Below are 17,630 nucleotides of genomic sequence, written 5' to 3'. Positions count from 1 at the left end.
CGTGCGGGAACTGGTCGCGGCGGTACGGCGCGGGGACGCGGACGAGGTCACGGCACTGCTGGGCGACGGGGCCGACCCCGACACCCTCGCCGACGGCCTGCCGGTCCTCTGCCTGGCCGTGGCGGCGTACGACACGGACGTCGCCGACGCGCTGCTGCAAGCCGGTGCCGACCCCCTGCGCCCGCTGCCCGACGGGAGCACGCCTCTGACGCGCGCGGTGGACGGCGGGTCACACCTGCTGACCCGAGCGCTCGCCACCGGCCGGAAACCGCTCACGGTACCGGCGCGCGCAGACATGCTGGCCCGGGCCCGGCGGTGGGCCGAGGCGGACGCGGAGACCGAGCTGCGCCGCATCACCGGCCTCACCGGGCCCGTCGAGCGGATCCGGGTCGTGGACGACGAGATCGGCTGGTGGTGCGAGCAGCTCACGCTCGGTCCCGTGACCGTGCGCGACGAGCACCGGGCCGTCCTCACGTCCATGGAGGTGCTGTACGGCGTCCGCACCCCCTTCGACGAACTGGTGGACCGGGCCCTCGCCCACCCCGACCGGGACCACGTGGTGTGGTGCGACGTCGTGTTCACGCTCGGCCGGCGGACCGACGAGGAGACCTGGCTATGGAGCCGGGACCTGCTCGACCACCCCGACCGGACGCACCGACTGCTCGCCGCCGACCTCCTGCTGTCCCTGATCCTCGGAGACGTCGTCAAGGGCCCCCAACCGTTCTGGGAACGGGGGCGGGAGCTCGTGCCCTGGGCGGAGCAGGAGGAGGACCCGGAGGTGCTGGCGGTGCTCCTGCACGCGATGACCCATGACAGCGCGCCCGAGATCGAGGCCGTAGGACTCTCGCACCTCACGCACCCGGACCCGCGGGTGCGCGCCTTGGTGCCGGAGACCGTGCACCGTTCCGAGAGCCTCACCGCCGTGCTCACCCTGGCCCGCGACGAGGATTCCGGCGTACGCGAGGCCGCGTGCCGCCGGCTCGGGCACCACCGGGGGAGCGAGCCCGAGATCGGGGACGCGCTGGTCGCGCTCACCCATGACGAGCGGCAGCAGATCCGCATATGCGCCGTGTCCGGCCTGGCCTACCGCGACGATCCCCGCTGCGTGGAGGCCGAGCACCGGATCGGGCCCGTCGACCCGGAGCTGCCGTTCGACGAGCGGCTGCTGGACGTATGGCGCTACCAGCGCCGCCGGGAGGCCGCGGACGGCGGCTGACCGCCCCGGCCGGAGCACCCCCGCGCGCGACTACCCTGGGGGTCGATCCATCCCCCTTGGCAGGAGAGTAATGGCCGTCAATCTGGTCAATGTCGAGAACGTCAGCAAGGTGTACGGCACCCGTGCCCTGCTCGACGGCGTCTCCCTCGGCGTCTCCGAAGGGGACCGCGTCGGTGTCGTGGGCCGCAACGGCGACGGCAAGACCACGCTCATCCGCATGCTCGCCAAGCAGGAGAGCGCCGACACCGGGCGGGTCACGCACTCCGGCGGGCTCCGCCTCGGCGTGCTCACCCAGCACGACTCCCTCGACCCCGGGGCCACCGTCCGCCACGAGGTCATCGGCGACATGGCCGACCACGAGTGGGCGGGGAACTCCAAGGTCAGGGACGTGCTGACCGGCCTGTTCGGCGGGCTCGACCTGCCGGGGTTCCCCAAGGGGCTGGACACCGTCATCGGCCCGCTGTCCGGTGGTGAGCGGCGCCGGATCGCCCTGGCCAAGCTCCTCATCGAGGAGCAGGACCTGCTCGTCCTGGACGAGCCCACCAACCACCTCGACGTCGAGGGCATCGCCTGGCTCGCCCGGCATCTGCAGAACCGCAGGTCGGCCCTCGTCTGCGTGACCCACGACCGGTGGTTCCTCGACCAGGTGTGCACCCGCATGTGGGACGTCCAGCGCGGCGCCGTCTACGAGTACGAGGGCGGCTACTCCGACTACGTCTTCGCCCGGGCCGAGCGCGAGCGCATCGCCGCCACCGAGGAGGTCAAGCGGCAGAACCTCGTCCGCAAGGAGCTGGCCTGGCTGCGCCGCGGCGCGCCCGCCCGGACGTCCAAGCCGCGGTTCCGCGTCGAGGCCGCCAACGAGCTCATCGCCGACGTGCCGCCGCCCCGCGACAGCAGCGAGCTGATGAAGTTCGCCTCCACCCGGCTGGGCAAGACCGTGTTCGACCTGGAGGACATCACCGTCCAGGCGGGCCCCAAGGTCCTCCTCAAGCACGTCACCTGGCAGCTCGGACCCGGTGACCGGATCGGCCTCGTCGGGGTCAACGGCGCCGGGAAGACGTCCCTGCTGCGGGCCATGGCCGAGGCCGCCCGGTCCGACGGCGAGACCCAGCCCGTCGGCGGACGCGTCCGCGTCGGCAGGACGGTGAAGCTGGCCTACCTCTCCCAGGAGGTCGCCGAACTCGACCCGGCCACGCGGGTGCTGGAGGCCGTGCAGCAGGTGCGCGAGCGCGTCGACCTCGGCAAGGGGCGCGAGATGACCGCGGGGCAGCTGTGCGAGACGTTCGGCTTCGGCAAGGAGAAGCAGTGGACGCCCGTCGGGGACCTGTCCGGCGGTGAGCGCCGCCGGCTCCAGCTGCTGCGCCTGCTCATGGACGAGCCCAACGTCCTCTTCCTCGACGAGCCCACCAACGACCTCGACATCGAGACGCTGACGCAGCTGGAGGACGTCCTCGATGGCTGGCCCGGCTCGATGATCGTCATCTCCCACGACCGGTTCTTCATCGAGCGCACCACCGACCGGGTGTTCGCGCTGCTCGGCGACGGCGCCCTGCGGATGCTGCCGCGCGGCATCGACGAGTACCTGGAGCGCAGGCAGCGCATGGAGGAGGCCGCGGCCGCCTCGGTCCCCGCCGCCGCACAGCAGCAGTCCGCCGCCCCGGAGAAGAGCGCCGCCGACCAGCGTGCCGCCAAGAAGGAGCTCCAGAAGATCGAGCGGCAGCTCGACAAGGTCTCCGAGAAGGAGACCAAGCTCCACACCCAAATCGCCGAAAACGCCACGGACTTCGCGAAGGTGGCTGAACTGGACGCCGAGCTGCGGGAGTTGGCCGGTCAGCGCGAGGAGCTGGAGATGCGCTGGCTGGAACTGGCCGAGGGCGCGTGAAGGGTGCGTGAAGGCGCATAACGAGGGCATCACGGGCCGGTCCTCCCTTGGGAACAGGGGGTGATCGGCCCGGTGTGCTGTCGGAACCTGGTGATAGAAAGAGTCGTCTTAGAACTTCATGAAGCGACTCTGAGCCCATCGCGTACCTCAGGGCGTGGCTAAAAATCAGTGATCGAACGGGGGAGCCGCTGATGACTCAGCCGCCCAGTCAGCCACCGCACGGTGGCTTCGGAGCACCGCAGAACCAGCCGCCGCAGGGCGGTGGTTACGGGGCACCGCAGACCCCGCCGCCCCCCCAGGGCCCGCCCCAGACGCCGCCGCCCCCGCGGGGCCCGCCGCAGCCGGGGTACGGCTACCCGCAGCAGGCCCCGCAGCAGCCCGGTCCGTACGGGCAGCCGGGACAGCCGGGGCCGTACAACCCGGGCCCCTACGGTCCGCCGCAGCAGCCGGGGCCGTACGGCCAGCCCGGCTACGGCTACCCGCAGCAGCCGCAGTACCCCGGTGCGCCCGGCACCCCGCCCGCGGGCGGCTCGAACAACCCCTTCAAGGGCAAGCCCGCCCTGATCATCGGCGCCGCGGTCGCCGCGCTGCTCGTGGTCGGCGGCACCGTGTGGGCCGTCACCGGCGGCGACGACGGCAAGGGCAAGAAGAAGCCGGTCGCCCAGAAGACCGACGACGCCAAGCCCGGCTCCTCCGCCCCGGTCAACCCCGGTGACGGCAGCGGCGACGGCGGCGAGGACCCGGAGAACCTCAACGAGGGCCGCCAGGCCGGCGAGGCCAAGGTCCTCTGGTACAAGGAGGCGCCCGACGCGCCCGGCTCCGGCGCCGACGCCGACGGCATGTGGATCACCGGCAAGACGGCGGTGAAGGCCGCGTACAAGCAGCTCTTCGCCTACAACGCCGGTGACGGCAAACCCGCCTGGGACGCGATCACCTTCCCGCAGAAGATCTGCGCGACGACTCCGCAGAAGACGTCCGACGACAAGATCGTCGTCGCGTACATGAGCGGCAGCAGCGACCGCGCCAAGTGCAACCAGCTCCAGGAGATCGACCTCAACACCGGCGAGAAGGGCTGGAAGGAAGAGGTCGCCGACGGCGCCCTGTTCGACTCCGTGCTCTCCGTCGAACTGTCCATCACCGGCAAGACACTGATGGTGGGCCGCTCCCAGTCCGGCACGGCGTACGACGTCACCAACGGCGACAAGCTCTTCGACAAGAAGAAGTACGGCAACGCCTGCTTCCCCGCCGCGTTCGCCGGCGGCGAGAAGCTGATCGCCGTCTCCTCCTGCGGCGCCGGAACCGACAAGGAGCACGACGAGGTCCAGGAGCTCGACCCCAAGACCGGCAAGGCCAAGTGGACCCAGCCGTTCGACAAGGGGTGGCGGGTCGCGCGCACCTACTCGGTCAGCCCGCTGGTCGTCTACAGCACCAACGAGGACAAGAAGGCCTGGAACATCTCCACCTTCACCTCCGGCGGCAAGTTCCGCTCGCAGGTCGGCTTCGACGAGGACTTCGCCCCCGAGTGCGGCTGGGCCATCCTCGAACGCGACCTCACGGGCTGCGAAGGCGTCGCCGTCGACGACACCACGCTGTACCTGCCGACCGAGGCCACCTCCGGCGCCAACGAGATCGTCGCGGTCAACCTCGCCGACGGCAAGGAGAAGTGGCGCGTGAAGTCCCCCTCCGACGAGTCGATGCTGCCGATCAAGACCGAGGGCGGCAAGCTCATCGCCTATGTGCAGCCGTCGTACGACGCGGGCGGGCAGATCGTGTCCATCCCGACCGGCGGCGGCAGCCACAAGCCGTCCAAGCTGCTGCAGAACCCGCAGGGTGCCGCGGACATCGAGGACGGTTTCTTCTCCAAGGACATCGACTGGGCCGACGGGCGCTTCTACATCTCGACGACCCGGCTGAGCGGAAACGACGACACGAAGGAGAAGTTGATGCTCGCCTACGGCAAGTGACTCTTCCTCTTCCGCATCCTCCTTCCCCACTCCGCCAGTCGTCCGTCCCCTTCTCCGAGGTACCCACGCCATGACCCAGCCGCCGCCCCCGCCGCCCCAGCAGCCCCCGCAGGGGGGCGGCTTCGGGCCGCCCCAGGACCAGCCGCCCCAGGACCAGCCGCCGCAGACCCCGCCGCCCGCGGCCGGTCCGGACCTCGGCCAGGCCCCGCAGCCGGGATACGGCTATCCCCAGGCACCCTCAGCGCCGCAGACACCGCAGACGCCTCCGTCGGCCGCCCCGCAGAACCCGCCCCAGCCTCCGGCGGGTTACGGGTATCCGCAGGGGGCTCCGGCGCCCCAGCCTCCGCAGGCCCCGCAGACCCCGCCCGGCTACGGCTACCCCGGTCAGCAGCCGGGCCCGTACGGGCAGCCGCAGCAAGCGCCTTACGGACAGCCGGGGTACGGACAGCCGGGGTACGGGCAGCCGGGCTTCGGGCAGCCGGGGTACGGGCAGCAGCCCGGCTACGGCTATCCGCAGCAGACCATGCCGCACCCGCCGCAGGCCGGACAGCCGGGCGGCGGCAAGAAGTTCAACGCGCAAATGCTGATCATCGTCGCCGCGGTCGTGGCGATCGCCCTGATCATCGGTGGCGGTGTCTGGTACGCCTCGTCCGGCAAGGACGACGGCAAGAAGGACGACACCGCCTCCTCCAGCGGCGGCACCGGCGGCACGGACGACGACAACGGCGGCACCACCTCCGGCAAGGAGAAGGCGCCGTCCGACCCCAGCGCCAAGGTCCTCTTCCAGGTCCCGGCGCCCGAGGTGAAGAACGACAGCACGGTCGTCGTCTCCGGCTCGTGGCTCACCGACAAGGCGTACGTCAAGAGCGGCATCGCCAGGATCGTCGGGTACGACCGCGACAAGGGCGGCGAGCTGTGGAAGATCCCGCTGGCCGGCCCGGTCTGCCAGGCCAGCCGTCACGTCACGGACGACAACCTCACGGCGGTCCTCTACCAGCCGGCGATGCCCACCAAGGCCGACCCCTCGCACGGGTGCAGCCAGATCGCGCTCATCGACCTCGACGCCGGCAAGAGGCTGTGGACCAAGACGGTCAAGACCGGTGACCAGCTGATCAACTTCGACAACATCACCCTCAGCGGGAAGACCGTCGCCGTCGGCAGCACCAGTGGCGGCGCCGCCTTCGACGTCTCCGGCAAGCTCCTGTGGAGCCCGAAGCCGGCCGACTCCTGCTACGACGCCGGGTACGGCGGCGGCGACAAGCTGGTCGCGGTGCGCAAGTGCGGCTCCTACGACCAGCGGCAGCTGCACGTCCAGACCATCGACCCGAAGTCCGGGAAGGTGATCTCGGAGTACAAGATGACCGAGGGCATCGAGTACGCGAGCATCGTGTCGACGAACCCGCTGGTCGTGGCCGCCGACGTCGGCGACTCCGCGGGCGACGGCAGCGGCATCTCCGACTTCTTCTCCATCGACAGCAAGACCGGCAAGCTGCGCACGCGCATCTCCGCGCCGGGCGAGCAGTTCGCGGCCCGCTGCGAGGGCATCACCCGCGTCGAGGCCTGCAACCTGCTGGCCGTCGGCAACGACCGGCTCTACCTGCCGACCGAGGAGCACGACGGCACCGGCAAGTACAGCCGGACCAACGAGATCGTCGCCTTCGACCTCGCCACCGGCAAGCAGACCGGGCAGCGGGCCGACGCGGGCGACGGCTACACGATCTCGCCGCTGCGCATGGACGGCGGCAACCTGATCGCGTACAAGCGTCCCCCGTACGACAAGGGCGGACAGGTCGTGAGCATCTCCGGCACCGGCTTCAAGGAGACGACGCTGCTGCAGAACCCCGCCACGGACGCCGTGCGCGACGTGGAGACCAGCATGTCGCCGGAGTACTCCGAGTTCCTGTACGCCGAGGGGCACCTCTTCATGTCCAAGGTGTACGCGAGCAAGCGGTCGACGGTGCGGGACAAGGAGTACCTGGCGGTCGGTTTCGGAACGAGCTGATCGTCTGGTGATCGACTGAGGTTCGCTTCGGTCCCGTCCCTGTTCAGGGGCGGGACCGTTCGTGTTTGGCGCGGTCAACCTGGAATGAGAGGAATTTCGGCGATCCGGGGCGATTCTCGCGGGTAGGGGGAGCGCAACGTCGAACAAGCGTGTAGCTTCCGGGGGCATGAAGGCGGGGGAGCCGGGGGGCTTCCATGGGGGGCTGGGGTGACTGGGGGGTTGCTCGATGGGAGTGCGGCTCATGGTGGTCGACGACCACCGATTGCTGGCCGAGGCGCTGGCTTCGGCGCTGAAGCTGCGGGGGCACCGGGTGCTCGCCGCGGCAGCGCCGGCCGCGGGGGCGGCGGAGCTGGTGATCACGCGGGCGCCGGAGGTGTGCCTGCTGGGGACGGCGGCGCCGGCGGAGCCGGGGATCTTCGACCCGGTGGTGCGGATCAAGCGGGAGCGGCCGCAGGTCGCGGTGCTGGTGCTGGGGCCGGTGCCGAGCCCGCGGGGCATCGCGGCGGCGTTCGCGGCGGGGGCCTCCGGCTATGTCCGGCACGATGAGCGCATAGAGGGTGTCGAGCGGGCGATCATGAAGGCGCGGGCGGGAGAGGCGGCGGTGGCGCCGCAGCTGCTGCAGGGAGCGTTCAGCGAGTTGCTCAACCCGGCGGCCCAGCCGGACGACGAGGGCCAGCGGTTGCTGTCCATGCTCACGCCGAGGGAGGTCGAGGTCCTGGTCCGCGTCGCGGACGGCGAGGACACCCGCCTGATCGCGGCGGGCATGGGCATCGCACCGTCGACGGCGCGTACGCACGTCCAGCGGGTCCTGATGAAACTGGGCGTGGGCTCACGCCTGGAGGCGGCGGCACTGGCGGCACGGACGGGGTTGCTGGACAGGGCGGGTCCGGTGTCCCGGGAGCCGTGAGCCGTCTGATCGGTGGTGGGCGTGCGCGCCTTCGCCTTCTCGCCGGTGGTGGGTCGGGGCCGCGCCGGGGGGTCCGTCCTCGGAACGGCGCGATGGGGTGTCATACCGACTGACTGGCGTTGCCGCGCCAACCGCTGCGGGCGGACACCCCCCGACACGTCCCCTTGCGTACGACGGCGGGTGCGGCCCGCCCTAGCTGCGGGCATGCGTGCCGCTGAGGGCGCTGGGGGTCCCCCTGCCCGAGCGAAGCCGAGAGCTTGGGGGAGGGTGGGCGCAGCGGCCCCCCGCCACGCCGGGTTGTGGACCCACCCGGCCTCAGCGGCATCGCGGCCGGGTCACTCCACCCGCTCGTCGTCCTCCGGCTCAACCCCTGGCGGCGGCGGAGCCACCGGCCTCAGCTTCAGCCACACCAGGAAGAACAAACCCAGCAGCAGCATTCCCAGCCCGGTCCACAGGTTGATGTTCACCCCCTCCGCCTTGTCGATGTCCGCGTCGGACGCCGTGAACCCCGCGATCGTGACGATGACGCCGTAGACCACGAACAGCCCGCCGATGATCCGCCGGATGTCGAACAGCCGTGCCGCGGTCGCCGACTTGCCCTGCAGCTCGGTGACTTCCCGCTGCACGTCCTTGTCGGAGTGGAACTCGGACATCTGTCAATCCTCCCTCGGTCAGAACGAGAACGGGATGTAGCAGGCCGCGGCCAGGACGACCGCGCTCCAGCCCAGCAGCGCCGGCTTGCGGTACCAGGCCTCGTCCCCGGGCGCCGGCGGCTCCGCCAAGCCGGGCGAGGTCGTGCCGTAGACCAGCCCCTGCAGCTCCTCCGCCGGCTTCGGCGCGGTGAACAGCGACACCGCCACCATCACCACCGCGCCCGCGACGAAGCCCGCGATCGCGGAGACGAAGTTGGCCCCCTGGTCGGAGGGGATGTCGACGATGTCCTGCTTGTAGAGGACGAAGTAGTTGACCATCGCCGCGGTGGTGCCCGCGAGCAGCCCCCAGAAGCCGGACTTCATGGACGCCCGCTTCCAGAACATGCCGATGATGAACACGACGAACATCGGCACGTTGAAGAAGGAGAACAGCGTCTGCAGGTAGGCCATGATGTTCGAGAACGACCGCGCGAGGAACGCCGTGCCGATGGAGGCCAGGACACCGATCGCCGTGATGAGCCGGCCGAAGCGCACGTAGTACTCGTCCTCGCGGCCCCCGACGACGTACTTCGCCCAGATGTCCGTCGTGAACACGGTGTTGAAGGACGACACGTTCGCCGCCATGCCCGCCATGAACGCCGCGAGCAGGCCGGTGACGGCGATGCCCAGCACGCCGTTGGGCAGCAGCTGTTCCATCAGGTAGGGGATGGCGTCGTTGTACTGGAGGTCGGAGCCGGGGGTACCGATCTTCGGGACCAGGACCGCGGCGACCAGGCCCGGGATCATCACCAGGAACACGATGAAGATCTTCGGGAACGCGGCGATCAGCGGGGTGCGCTGGGCCGCCGAGAGGTTCTTCGCGGACAGCGCGCGCTGCACCTCGGCGAAGTTCGTCGTCCAGTAGCCGAAGGAGAGGACGAAGCCGAGACCCAGCACGATCGTCAGCCAGTTGGCGCCCAGCGGGTTGTCGCTGCCGATGCCCGTACCGCCCCAGGACGTCATGAAGTCCGCGCCGCGGCTCTCGGTGAGGGAGTCCGACAGGCCGCCCCAGCCGCCGACCTTCTTCAGGCCGAGGACCGCGATCGGGATGAGCGCGGCGAGGATGACGAAGAACTGCAGGACCTCGTTGTAGATCGCCGAGGACAGGCCGCCGAGCGTGATGTACGCCAGCACGAAGAACCCGGCGACCACGATCGCCACCCACTCCGGCCAGCCCAGCAGCGCCTCGACGACGATGGCCAGGGCGTAGAGGTTGACGCCGGCGATGAGGATCGCGGCGAAGGCGAAGAGGACCGAGCTGAGCAGGTGGGCCGCCCTGTCGAAGCGCAGCAGCAGGAACTCCGGGACCGAGCGCACCTTGGAGCCGTAGTAGAAGGGCATCATCACCAGGCCGAGGAAGACCATGGCAGGGATGGCGCCGATCCAGTACCAATGCGTCGTGTAGACGCCGTACTGGGCGCTGTTGGCGGCCATGCCGAGGATCTCGGTGGCGCCCAGGTTGGCCGCGATGAACGCGAGACCGGTGACCCAGGCGGGCAGGGAACGGCCGGAGAGGAAGAAGTCGAGGCTGGTCTTCACCGAGCGGCGGGCGGCGAAGCCGATACCGAGGACGACGACGAAGTAGATGCCGAGGATCGTGTAGTCGAGCCAGTTCGTGGGGAGTCGCAGCTCGGCTGACAGATAGGTGGGGGTTTGCATGAGCCCTCGCTCTGTTGCGGGAACTGACACCTCGCGGAATCCACTTCTCCGCATTCAGTCGTTGAACCCGCCCTCTGATGTTCTTTGTTTGATTGTGATGTTGACGATTGTGGTGACTTGTGTTTTGGTATGTTGGGTTCTGTTTGAAGGACAAGGAGTCCGGCGTGAAGAAGACCTCGACCCGGCTGGCCGACGGTCGCGAGCTCATCTACTACGACCTGCGTGACGACAGCGTGCGGGACGCGGCCGACCGACGCCCGCTGGACCGCACCGTCACGACGTCGGAGATCCGCCGCGACCCCCTCCTCGGCGACAGCGTCGCCATCGCCTCGCACCGCCAGGGCCGCACCTACCACCCCCCGGCCGACGAGTGCCCCCTGTGTCCCTCCGAGGGCGATCGCCTGAGCGAGATCCCGGACTCGTCGTACGACGTCGTCGTCTTCGAGAACCGCTTCCCCTCGCTCGCCGGCGACTCGGGCCGCTGCGAGGTCGTCTGCTTCACCTCCGACCACAACGCGTCCTTCGGCGAGCTCACCGAGGAGCAGGCGGGCCTGGTGCTGGAGGCCTGGACGGACCGCACGTCGGAGCTGTCCCATCTCCCCGCCGTCGAGCAGGTGTTCTGCTTCGAGAACCGGGGCGCCGAGATCGGCGTCACCCTCCAGCACTCCCACGGGCAGATCTACGCCTACCCCTTCACCACGCCCCGCACCGCGCTGATGCTCCGGTCGGCCGCGACGCACAAGGAGATGACCGGCGGGGAGAACCTCTTCGACGCCGTCCTGGAGCGTGAACTCGCCGGTGAGCGTGTCGTCCTGGAGGGTGAACACTGGGTGGCCTTCGTGCCGTACGCGGCGCACTGGCCGTACGAGGTCCACCTGTACCCCAAGCGCCGCGTGCCCGACCTGCTCGGGCTGGACGAAGGCGCGCGCACAGAGTTTCCCAAGGTCTATCTGGAACTCTTGAGGCGCTTCGACCGGATCTTCGGTGAGGGTGAACCCCCGACGCCGTACATCGCGGCCTGGCACCAGGCCCCGTTCGGCGCGCTGGAGGAGTTCGACGGGGTGGTGCGTGAGGACTTCGCGCTGCACCTCGAGCTTTTCACCATCCGCCGCACTTCCGGCAAGCTGAAGTTCCTCGCGGGTTCCGAGTCCGGCATGAACGTGTTCATCAACGACGTGCCGCCGGAGCGCGCGGCCGAGCGACTGCGAGAGGTAGCGAGTTCATGAGCGGGAAGTACCTGGTGACGGGCGGTGCGGGATACGTCGGCAGCGTGGTCGCACAGCACCTGCTGGAGGCCGGTCACGAGGTCGTCGTCCTCGACAACCTCTCCACGGGTTTCCGCGAGGGCGTTCCCGCGGGCGCGACGTTCGTCGAGGGCGACATCCGCGACGCCGCCAAGTGGCTGGACTCCTCCTTCGACGGCGTGCTCCACTTCGCGGCGTTCTCGCAGGTCGGCGAGTCGGTCGTGAAGCCCGAGAAGTACTGGGACAACAACGTCGGCGGCACCATGGCGCTGCTGGCCGCAATGCGCGAGGCGGGCGTCCGCACGCTGGTCTTCTCCTCCACGGCGGCGACGTACGGCGAGCCGGAGCAGGTCCCCATCGTCGAGTCGGCGCCCACGTCCCCGACGAATCCCTACGGCGCCTCCAAGCTCGCGGTCGACCACATGATCACGGGCGAGGCCGCCGCGCACGGCCTGGGCGCGGTCTCCCTGCGCTACTTCAACGTCGCGGGGGCGTACGGCGCGTACGGCGAGCGCCACGACCCCGAGTCCCACCTGATCCCGCTGGTCCTCCAGGTCGCGCAGGGCAGGCGCGAGGCGATCTCCGTCTTCGGCGACGACTACCCGACGCCGGACGGCACCTGCGTGCGCGACTACATCCACGTCGCGGACCTGGCCGAGGCCCACCTGCTGGCCCTGACGGCCGCCACCCCCGGTGAACACCTGATCTGCAACCTCGGCAACGGCAACGGCTTCTCGGTCCGCGAGGTCATCGAAACGGTCCGCACGGTCACCGGCCACCCGATCCCGGAGGTGGTCGCCCCACGCCGGGGCGGCGACCCGGCGGTCCTGGTGGCCTCGGCGGCCACGGCCCGCGAGAAGCTGGGCTGGAACCCGTCCCGCGCGGACCTCGCGGGAATCGTCGCGGACGCGTGGGACTTCGCGCAGCGGCGCGGCAACTAAAACGTACGGAAGGTCAGGGGTCAGGCATGAGCGAGGCTGTGGCGCAGACGGTCGCCTCCCGTTTCAGCGAGCTGTACGGAGCCGAACCGGACGGTGTGTGGGCGGCGCCGGGTCGCGTCAACCTCATCGGCGAGCACACGGACTACAACGACGGCTTCGTCATGCCGTTCGCCCTGCCGCACACGGCGGTGGCGGCGGTGGCACGCCGTGCGGACGGCGTGCTGCGCCTGCACTCGGCGGACGTGGAGGGAGGAGTGACCGAACTCCGCCTCGACGACCTGTCCCCCGAGTCGGACAAGAACTGGACGGCGTACCCGGCGGGCGTGGTCTGGGCCCTGCGCGAGGCAGGCCACGCCGTCACGGGCGCGGACATCCACCTCGCCTCCACGGTCCCGTCGGGCGCGGGCCTGTCGTCGTCGGCGGCCCTGGAAGTCGTCGTCGCCCTGGCCCTGAACGACCTGTTCTCCCTCGGCCTGCGCGGCTGGCAGCTGGCCCGCCTGTGCCAGCGCGCGGAGAACGTCTACGTCGGCGCCCCCGTCGGCATCATGGACCAGACGGCGTCGGCCTGCTGCGAGGCCGGCCACGCCCTGTTCCTCGACACGCGTGACCTCTCCCAGAAGCAGATCCCCTTCGACCTGGCGGCCGAGGGCATGCGCCTCCTCGTGGTGGACACCCAGGTCAAGCACTCCCACAGCGAAGGCGAGTACGGCAAGCGCCGGGCCGGCTGCGAGAAGGGCGCGGACCTGCTGGGCGTCAACGCGCTCCGGGACGTCCCCTACGCCGACCTGGACGCGGCGCTCGCCCGCCTGGGCGACGAGGAGGAGGTCCGCCGCCTGGTCCGCCACATCGTCACGGAGAACGCACGCGTCGAACAGGTCGTCTCCCTCCTGGAGACGGGCGAGACCCGCGCGATCGGCCCGGTCCTCATCGAGGGCCACGCCTCCCTCCGCGACGACTTCCGCATCTCCTGCCCCGAACTCGACCTGGTCGTCGACACGGCCCTGGCCTCCGGCGCCCTGGGCTCGCGCATGACGGGCGGCGGCTTCGGCGGCTCGGCGATCGTCCTCGCGGAGGAGCCGGACGTGGACGCCATCACCAAGGCGGTGACAGAGGCGTTCGCGGCGGCGGGCTTCACGGCTCCGCGCGTCTTCGAAGCGGTCCCGTCGGCGGGAGCCCGCCGTCTGCGCTGACAGACCCGACGACGGCGGCACCCTCGTCCCCATGAGGGCGCCGCTTTCATCACCCCCTCGCCCCTCGTGCCGGGTCAGCGGTTGACGGACTGAATCTCCTGGACCGGCACCTGAGTGGTGGTGGCGAACGTTCCGTCGGGCAGGTCCCCGCCCGTGCCGCCCGCGCCTTCCCAGGTGATCTCCCAGGTGAGAGTCGCCTCCAGGCCGTAGGTGCCGTCTCCCGACGAGCGCAGGTACCGCACGCCACACGGAGGCGTCAGCTCCCCCTTGCCCCGGGCGTACGGCTCTCCGATGGAGCCGTCCTCGTTGATCAGGCACTCACCGGACGCGGGCAGGGTTTCCGCGTCCGCCGTTCCCGGTTCGAGGTGCAGGCTCACCGGCTTGGCCGTCGTCGTCGCCCACAGCCCGGTGCCGGGCAGACTCGCCGTGACGGACACGGGCTTGAAGGCGCCCTTGTCCAGCCAGACCCAGGTGGGCGCGTTCACCGTCGACCGGGCGTTCGGCGCCAGGGAGATCCTGGTCGGCGGAACGACGGTGCGCTGGTGCGCGAGCCCGGCGAGGGTCTCGGTGTCGATGGCCTGGGGGACGCCGGGGTTCTCACCGGTGTCGACCCAGAAGGGGTCGCGCTTACAGTTTCCGGCGGCGGGCTCATCCACCATCTTCGGATTCTTGACGGCGACCCACCACATGCCCTCATCGTTCTTGTCGACGTTGAAGTTCTTGTAGGGGCGGCCCTCCCTGTAGCGCGCCTTGTCGTCCGCGACGCCCGCAGGCGCACCACCGACCGAGTCGTAGATCGACCAGTTGGCCTCGGTGTAGGTCTTGAAGTCCTTGGCCTTCCAGTAGGGCTCGTACCAGCAGGCCGGCGGTTCCCAGTCCACGGCGGCGGACGTGATCGGGCCACTGTCTTTCGAGGGGACGCCGCCCTTCACGTTGAAGCTGACGCGCGACTCCAGCATGGGGCCTGAGGAGTCACCAGACGTTTCCTCGGCTTGCTCTCCGTTGCTGCCGATACCTCCAGCGACGGCTGTGTCCACGCCGAGGAAGAGCATCGCGGCGGTCAGGGCAACCAGCGCCACGCGTTGGGTCACGGCTGGCACCTTTGGGAACCGCGGTCCTCGTGCAGGCTCCAGATTTGCCAGACGCCTTGCTTGTCCTTCTTCACGCTGGCGTTGTAGTACACGTAGCTGTCAGGCGAGGTCTCGACCACCTTCACCTTCTTCGTCTTCAGGTCCTTGACGTTCGCCTTGCTCTCGTCGACGCAGTACGTCAATGCCGCCGACGTCTTGTCGAACACCGTCACCTGGCGATCGAAGTAGCGCAGGGTGCCGGCCCAGCTGGTCTTCCTGGCGTTGTTGTCCTTCGCGTAGTTGTAAACGCCCCTCAGTGCGGTGTCCGTGTAGTAGAAGCCCATGCCCGACTTCTTCAGATCGCCGGAGGCCACGGCTTGCCAAACGGTGCTGACGGCACGTTCGTTGTCCGCCAGGATCGCGTCCTTGACGGCGTCGCCGGTCTGCTGCCCCTCGAAGACAAGCTTCATGTCATCAGGCAGCTTGATCTCCGGCCGGTCGATCCCGTCCGCAGACGCCGAAGCCGAAGGCGGAGCAGAGGCCTTGTCACCCGGATCCGCTCCGGCGATCTTGTCGGACGATGACGAACCGTCACCTCCCCCCGAGCCGCAGGCGGTCAGCAGCAGGGCCGCGGATGCGGTGAGCGCGGCTGTCACGAGCCGGGCGGGGCGGTTCACTGTGTCTCCCGTTGATCATGTGGGGGGATAGCTCAAGCGAACCAACGCTATCGGTGGATGACGGTGGCACGTCATCGAGGGCTTCGCACTCGCAGATCAGCCCAGCCTCTTCGTCAACGCGTACTCCGTGATCCCCGGCGGATAGTCCGGGATCACGCTCACCACCTCGTACCCCTGCTTCTCGTAGAACCTCGGGGCCTGGAAGTCCCAGGTTTCCAGGCGGGCCGCGCGGCAGCCGCGGGACGTTGTCGCGATGTGTTCCGCCTGCGCGAGCAACCGCGCACCCAGGCCCCTGCCGCGATGGCGTTCGGCGACCCAGAGGTACGTCACGTGGAGCCAGGTCGCCCAGGTGTGGCCGACCAGGCCGCCGGCGAGATCGTCGTCGCCGTCGTTCACAGCCCACACATGCAAGGGGGCGTCCCTTTCGTCCGGAGTCCCGCGCAGAGCGCGCAGGACCGGAGAGGCGGCCGTGTTCGTCTCCCGCAGGCGTGTGCGGAGCAGATCACGTCGGGCCTTGTCGACTTCTGTCTCAAGACGGAACATGCGGCACACCATAAACGCGTCGGACAGTCAGTTCTGCAAATAACCTTCCGCTCCGGGCCCCCGTCCGTACTCTGATGAACAGCACCGGTGGGGGCCGGTGCCGATCAGGGGGCGAGACAGCCGGGTACGACGCCCGGGGTGGGGTAGCGGTTACTGCACGGCGGCGGCCGTGCGGCTGCGGCGACCCGAACAGGCTGCTGCGGCAACGACCGACGGTCGGCGCGGCAGATCCGGACACTCCGGCGTCGTACCCGCGCGGTGTCATCCTCCGGTGATGGGGTAGCCCCTGCTCTTCGGGAGCTCGGGGAAGGGGGTTTCGTGGTTCGCATCCGAGTGTTGGTCGTCGACGACCATCGCATCTTCGCGGAGTCACTCGCGGCGGCTCTGGCAGCCGAGCCCGACGTCGACGTCTCGGCGGCCGGCAGCGGTCCGGCCGCGCTGCGCAGCCTGGAGCGCGCGGTCGCCGAGGGGCGGCGGTTCGACGTGCTGCTCGTGGACGCCGATCTGGGCGGCAAGGTGCCGGGCGCCCGCCCGGCCGTCCCCGTGCAGGAGGGCAACGAGGACGGGCTCGTCGACGGGATCTCCCTGGTCACAGGAGTGCGCTCGGCGCAGCCGAACGTACGGATCGTCGTGCTCGCGGAGAAGGACGATCCGCGGCGGGCCGCGCTCGCCCTGCAGGCCGGTGCCTCGGGGTGGGTCGCCAAGGACTGCTCGCTGTCCCGGCTGCTCACGGTCATCCGGGGCGTGCTGCGGGAGGAGACCCATCTGCCTCCCGCCCTGCTGACGGGCGTACTGCGGGAGCTCACCGCGGCCCGCAAGCACCGCACCGAGAGCGAGCGGCTCGTCGAGTCCCTCACTCCGCGTGAGCGGGAAGTGCTGCGGTGCATGGTGGCGGGGCTGGGGCGCAAGGCGGTCGCCGAGCGCTTGTACCTGTCGCCGCACACCGTACGGACCCATATGCAGAACGTCCTCGGCAAGCTCGGCGTCCACTCCACCCTCGCCGCGGTCGCGCTGGCGCGGCGGGCCGGGGTCGGGCCCGTGGACCTAGCCGGGGATGTTGTCGAACGGGGCGGTCAGCTGGCGTAGCAGCCCCGCCAGTTCGCCGCGCTGGGCTCGGGAGAGCTCCGCGAGGATCGCCCGCTCCTGGGCCAGCAGACCCGCCAGGGCCTGGTCCGCGCGGTCCCGTCCCTCGTCCGTCAGCCGGACCAGGACGCCGCGGCGGTCACTGGGGTCGGGGAGCCGCTCCACCAGGCCTTTCTTGGCCAGGCGGTCGATGCGGTTCGTCATCGTGCCCGAGGTGACCAGGGTCTGGGTGAGGAGCTGTCCCGGCGAGAGCTGGTACGGCGTGCCCGCGCGGCGCAGGGCCGTCAGGACGTCGAACTCCCACGGCTCCAGGTTGTGCTCCGAGAACGCCAGCCGCCGGGCCCGGTCCAGATGGCGGGCCAGTCTGCTCACACGGCTGAGTACCTCGAGCGGTTCCACGTCGAGGTCCGGGCGCTCCCGGCGCCACGCTGCGACCAGCCGATCGACCTCGTCCTCCATGACGATCAGTGTAGTGGTTGTGTCGACGTAGAGTCTCTTGATGTCTAGTTTCTTGACATCGAGATAGATTCTCGATCACGCTGGGTGTGCGTCCCGTACGG

The 17,630-nt window shown here is 69.9% G+C and carries 15 protein-coding genes; 9 read left to right on the top strand and 6 right to left on the bottom strand.

The genetic code is table 11. The annotated features are described in order from the left end of the window. Window position 1: 1 nt before the first annotated feature. The 5 genes from A4E84_RS16540 to A4E84_RS16520 all read left to right on the top strand — a co-directional run bounded on the left by A4E84_RS16540 (window position 2) and on the right by A4E84_RS16520 (window position 7,971). Window positions 2-1,216: a hypothetical protein gene (locus A4E84_RS16540; RefSeq protein WP_062927324.1), complete on the top strand. Its 1,215-nt coding sequence runs from the start codon at window positions 2-4 to the stop codon at window positions 1,214-1,216. A 70-nt stretch (window positions 1,217-1,286) separates the two neighbouring features. Beyond that, window positions 1,287-3,098, top strand: coding sequence for an ABC-F family ATP-binding cassette domain-containing protein (locus A4E84_RS16535; protein WP_062927323.1), 1,812 nt, complete (start codon window positions 1,287-1,289; stop codon window positions 3,096-3,098). Window positions 3,099-3,289: 191 nt separating this feature from the next. Beyond that, the gene (locus A4E84_RS16530; protein ID WP_062927322.1) at window positions 3,290-5,062 is read left to right on the top strand and encodes an outer membrane protein assembly factor BamB family protein; all 1,773 of its coding nucleotides are present in this window, start codon (window positions 3,290-3,292) and stop codon (window positions 5,060-5,062) included. Window positions 5,063-5,132: 70 nt separating this feature from the next. Next, window positions 5,133-7,064, top strand: coding sequence for an outer membrane protein assembly factor BamB family protein (locus tag A4E84_RS16525; RefSeq protein WP_062927321.1), 1,932 nt, complete (start codon window positions 5,133-5,135; stop codon window positions 7,062-7,064). A gap of 226 nt (window positions 7,065-7,290) precedes the next feature. After that, window positions 7,291-7,971: a helix-turn-helix transcriptional regulator gene (locus A4E84_RS16520; RefSeq protein WP_079128989.1), complete on the top strand. Its 681-nt coding sequence runs from the start codon at window positions 7,291-7,293 to the stop codon at window positions 7,969-7,971. Window positions 7,972-8,306: 335 nt separating this feature from the next. Here A4E84_RS16520 and A4E84_RS16515 read toward each other — a convergent pair whose 3' ends face one another. After that, the gene (locus tag A4E84_RS16515) at window positions 8,307-8,624 is read right to left on the bottom strand and encodes a hypothetical protein (RefSeq protein ID WP_062927319.1); all 318 of its coding nucleotides are present in this window, start codon (window positions 8,622-8,624) and stop codon (window positions 8,307-8,309) included. Between the two features lie 18 nt (window positions 8,625-8,642). Then, window positions 8,643-10,322, bottom strand: coding sequence for a sodium:solute symporter family protein (locus A4E84_RS16510; RefSeq protein ID WP_062927318.1), 1,680 nt, complete (start codon window positions 10,320-10,322; stop codon window positions 8,643-8,645). Between the two features lie 164 nt (window positions 10,323-10,486). Between A4E84_RS16510 and galT the strand changes: the two genes are divergently transcribed. From galT to galK, 3 genes are read left to right on the top strand one after another with little or no spacing between them, the layout of a single operon-like run. Continuing rightward, the gene (galT, locus tag A4E84_RS16505; RefSeq protein ID WP_062927317.1) at window positions 10,487-11,548 is read left to right on the top strand and encodes a galactose-1-phosphate uridylyltransferase; all 1,062 of its coding nucleotides are present in this window, start codon (window positions 10,487-10,489) and stop codon (window positions 11,546-11,548) included. Further along, a complete protein-coding gene (gene galE, locus A4E84_RS16500; protein ID WP_062927316.1) occupies window positions 11,545-12,507 on the top strand; it encodes a UDP-glucose 4-epimerase GalE in 963 nt (320 codons plus the stop codon). The genes galT and galE overlap by 4 nt, the downstream gene beginning before the upstream one ends. A 26-nt stretch (window positions 12,508-12,533) precedes the next feature. Beyond that, on the top strand, window positions 12,534-13,697 hold the full coding sequence (gene galK, locus A4E84_RS16495) for a galactokinase (RefSeq protein WP_062927315.1): 1,164 nt from the start codon (window positions 12,534-12,536) through the stop codon (window positions 13,695-13,697). Between the two features lie 74 nt (window positions 13,698-13,771). Here the strand turns inward: galK and A4E84_RS16490 are convergent, their stop codons facing one another. From A4E84_RS16490 to A4E84_RS16480, 3 genes are all read right to left on the bottom strand, one after another. Continuing rightward, window positions 13,772-14,797: a hypothetical protein gene (locus A4E84_RS16490; RefSeq protein ID WP_062927314.1), complete on the bottom strand. Its 1,026-nt coding sequence runs from the start codon at window positions 14,795-14,797 to the stop codon at window positions 13,772-13,774. Then, window positions 14,785-15,444, bottom strand: coding sequence for a hypothetical protein (locus A4E84_RS16485; RefSeq protein WP_062927313.1), 660 nt, complete (start codon window positions 15,442-15,444; stop codon window positions 14,785-14,787). The genes A4E84_RS16490 and A4E84_RS16485 overlap by 13 nt, the downstream gene beginning before the upstream one ends. Before the next feature lie 96 nt (window positions 15,445-15,540). After that, a complete protein-coding gene (locus A4E84_RS16480) occupies window positions 15,541-15,999 on the bottom strand; it encodes a GNAT family N-acetyltransferase (protein ID WP_174569432.1) in 459 nt (152 codons plus the stop codon). A gap of 306 nt (window positions 16,000-16,305) precedes the next feature. Between A4E84_RS16480 and A4E84_RS16475 the strand changes: the two genes are divergently transcribed. Next, a complete protein-coding gene (locus A4E84_RS16475; RefSeq protein WP_033312082.1) occupies window positions 16,306-17,073 on the top strand; it encodes a LuxR C-terminal-related transcriptional regulator in 768 nt (255 codons plus the stop codon). On the opposite strand, the gene tamR is transcribed toward A4E84_RS16475, so the two are convergent. Further along, window positions 17,032-17,529, bottom strand: coding sequence for a MarR family transcriptional regulator TamR (gene tamR / locus A4E84_RS16470; protein ID WP_031104594.1), 498 nt, complete (start codon window positions 17,527-17,529; stop codon window positions 17,032-17,034). The genes A4E84_RS16475 and tamR overlap by 42 nt on opposite strands. Window positions 17,530-17,630 lie beyond the last annotated feature (101 nt).

This window comes from Streptomyces qaidamensis (assembly GCF_001611795.1).
Classification (GTDB): domain Bacteria; phylum Actinomycetota; class Actinomycetes; order Streptomycetales; family Streptomycetaceae; genus Streptomyces; species Streptomyces qaidamensis.
Note: the sequence above shows the minus strand (reverse complement) of the source record. Positions and strands in the feature narration are given on the sequence as shown.

Excerpts from the sequence above, each read along its gene's own strand:
- A4E84_RS16535 (WP_062927323.1), top strand. The coding sequence starts at position 1,287 with ATGGCCGTCAATCTGGTCAATGTCGAGAACGTCAGCAAGGTGTACGGC.
- A4E84_RS16530 (WP_062927322.1), top strand. The coding sequence starts at position 3,290 with ATGACTCAGCCGCCCAGTCAGCCACCGCACGGTGGCTTCGGAGCACCG.
- A4E84_RS16525 (WP_062927321.1), top strand. The coding sequence starts at position 5,133 with ATGACCCAGCCGCCGCCCCCGCCGCCCCAGCAGCCCCCGCAGGGGGGC.
- A4E84_RS16520 (WP_079128989.1), top strand. The coding sequence starts at position 7,291 with ATGGGAGTGCGGCTCATGGTGGTCGACGACCACCGATTGCTGGCCGAG.
- A4E84_RS16515 (WP_062927319.1), bottom strand. The coding sequence starts at position 8,624 with ATGTCCGAGTTCCACTCCGACAAGGACGTGCAGCGGGAAGTCACCGAG.
- A4E84_RS16510 (WP_062927318.1), bottom strand. The coding sequence starts at position 10,322 with ATGCAAACCCCCACCTATCTGTCAGCCGAGCTGCGACTCCCCACGAAC.
- galE (WP_062927316.1), top strand. The coding sequence starts at position 11,545 with ATGAGCGGGAAGTACCTGGTGACGGGCGGTGCGGGATACGTCGGCAGC.
- galK (WP_062927315.1), top strand. The coding sequence starts at position 12,534 with ATGAGCGAGGCTGTGGCGCAGACGGTCGCCTCCCGTTTCAGCGAGCTG.
- A4E84_RS16480 (WP_174569432.1), bottom strand. The coding sequence starts at position 15,999 with ATGGTGTGCCGCATGTTCCGTCTTGAGACAGAAGTCGACAAGGCCCGA.
- tamR (WP_031104594.1), bottom strand. The coding sequence starts at position 17,529 with ATGGAGGACGAGGTCGATCGGCTGGTCGCAGCGTGGCGCCGGGAGCGC.